The organism is Lysinibacillus sp. GW821-FHT14F06, from assembly GCF_058803665.1.
This window is the reverse complement of sequence record NZ_JBXAPF010000078.1, coordinates 1-598: the sequence shown is the minus strand read 5'-3', so window position 1 is coordinate 598 and position 598 is coordinate 1. Positions and strand designations below refer to the sequence as shown.

The 598-nt window shown below is 36.8% G+C and carries 3 protein-coding genes; all 3 read left to right on the top strand.

The window, feature by feature from the left end; translation table 11 throughout:
• Positions 1-12 precede the first annotated feature (12 nt).
• Positions 13-147, top strand: a complete 135-nt coding sequence (locus AC1RNS_RS26460) for a DUF3850 domain-containing protein (RefSeq protein ID WP_492996784.1) — start codon at positions 13-15, stop codon at positions 145-147.
• A 14-nt stretch (positions 148-161) separates the two neighbouring features.
• Positions 162-419, top strand: a complete 258-nt coding sequence (locus AC1RNS_RS26455; RefSeq protein ID WP_492996782.1) for a hypothetical protein — start codon at positions 162-164, stop codon at positions 417-419.
• A gap of 15 nt (positions 420-434) precedes the next feature.
• Positions 435-598: Holliday junction resolvase RecU (locus tag AC1RNS_RS26450; protein ID WP_492996783.1), on the top strand; the 164-nt coding region annotated here is incomplete at its 3' end.

Below are 598 nucleotides of genomic sequence, written 5' to 3'. Positions count from 1 at the left end.
GATAAATTAAAAATTAATGAATATGATCCAGATAAAATTTTGCATACTGGTAGGTTTGTTGAAGTGAAGGTCACTTACTTACAAAAGGGTGGAGAAAACGGACTTCCAGAAGATTTTGTCATCATGAGTATTAAAAAAATCAGGTAGAGGTGACTTAGTTGATGCGAACATATGAAACGTGTGAACAAGTATCTATGTATATATGCAACACACCACTGATTGTAAGCATTTACGATAACACTACACTCACTGGAAAAGAAGCGGTTGTTCAAGGTGGCTCCAAGTGGCGTAGAGATGATAAGCAAAAGCGCGGTCTAAGTACCGTGCACTTGCTTAACCTGTCAGGTCGAGTAAATGAAGAAATTTTATGGTTGGAGTTGGATGAACAAGTATTAGAAAAGCACTTCCTAAGAATCTAAAGGGGATGAAATAAAGTGAAAACACAGCATTATTCACGGAGTCATGCTAATAGAGGAGCGAAAATAGAAAACCTATTAGAAATGACAAATAACCAATATCGCAATGCATGGTTAGCAGATATAAGGAAAGTGCCGACGCCAGTAAAGATTTTAAAAACAGATGGAAACAAAGTAACAGG

Excerpts from the sequence above, each read along its gene's own strand:
- AC1RNS_RS26455 (WP_492996782.1), top strand. The coding sequence starts at position 162 with ATGCGAACATATGAAACGTGTGAACAAGTATCTATGTATATATGCAAC.